A 1,227-nucleotide genomic window follows, 5' to 3' on the forward strand; every position below is an offset into this window, starting at 1 on the left:
CGGCGGTTTCAGGCGGTCGTTGCACCACGCTTGATCTCGTGGCCGCAGAGTAGTTCTTCGAACCGTTCGGCTGGGGTGGCCCAGTCGAGTGTCTTGCGGGGTCTGTTGTTCAGTTCGGTGGCGACGTGGGTGAGGTCGGCGGGGCTGAACTGGCGCAGGCTGACGTCGCGGGGGAAGTACTGACGCAGCAGGCCGTTGGTGTTCTCGTTCGAGCCGCGCTGCCAGGGGCTGCGCGGGTCGCAGAAGTAGAGGTCGATGTCGGCGTCGAAGGCGATCTGCTTGTGCAGTGCCATCTCCTTGCCCTGGTCCCAGGTCAAGGATCTGCGCAGGTGCTGGGGCAGGGTGCGTAGCACCGGAACCAGTGCCTCAGCGAAGTCCGCAGCGGTGCGGCGCTTGGGCAGATGGACCAGCATCACGTATCGGGTGGAGCGTTCGACCAGGGTGCCGATCGCCGATCCGCCGGCCTTGCCGAGGATCAGGTCGCCTTCCCAGTGCCCGGGTACGGCGCGGTCGGCCGCCTCGGCCGGGCGTTCGCTGATCGAGATCGGGTCGACGAGTCTTCCCTTGCGCCGCTCGGGCCGGTTCTGCGGCTTGCGGCCAGCCCGTTGCGTGCGCAGGTGCCGAGCCAGCTCCCGCTTGAGCTCGCCACGGCTCTGGACGTAGATCGAGCGGTAGATCGTCTCGTGACAGCACCGCATCTCGGGCTGGTCGGGGAAGCTCACTGCTAGATCGTGACTGATCTGTTCAGGAGACCAGTTCTTCGCCAGCCTGGCCCGCACCGCGGCCAACAGCAACGGGTTGCTGGCCAGCTTGCCCGGCTTGGGCCGACGGGCACGCGCCTCGGTCCGGCGCTGAGCCGTACTGGCCCGGTAGCTGCCATCGGTGTTGCGGTTACGCGCCAGCTCGCGGCTGATCGTGCAACGCGGCCTCCCGATCCGGCGCCCGATCTCGCTCGGCCCCAAGCGCTGGGCATGCAGGATCGCGATCTCCTCCCGCTCCCGCGGCGACAAGTACCGGCCCGAGGGCTCGTCGAGACGTTCCATCACGCCACCGAAGTCACGCATCAACCGATCACCACTCGTGCGTGACACGCCGACCGCGACCGCCGCCTCACCAGCCCACTGCCCCGACCTCACCGCCAACCAGAACCGCCGACGATCTGCCCGCTCGATCCCCACTCCGCACCTCCACTACCCGTGGCGGTGCAACGACTCCCTGAACCCGCGG

At 68.1% G+C, this 1,227-nt stretch carries 1 protein-coding gene; it reads right to left on the reverse strand.

Going from position 1 to position 1,227, the window contains the following annotated elements; translation table 11 throughout:
* Nucleotides 1–8 precede the first annotated feature (8 nt).
* Entirely contained in the window at nucleotides 9–1,178 is a 1,170-nt protein-coding gene (locus H7344_RS20155; protein ID WP_452437570.1) for an IS30 family transposase, read from the reverse strand.
* Between the last annotated feature and the right edge of the window lie 49 nt (nucleotides 1,179–1,227).

The sequence above is a fragment of the Nocardioides deserti genome, from assembly GCF_014266025.1.
Lineage (GTDB): Bacteria > Actinomycetota > Actinomycetes > Propionibacteriales > Nocardioidaceae > Nocardioides > Nocardioides deserti.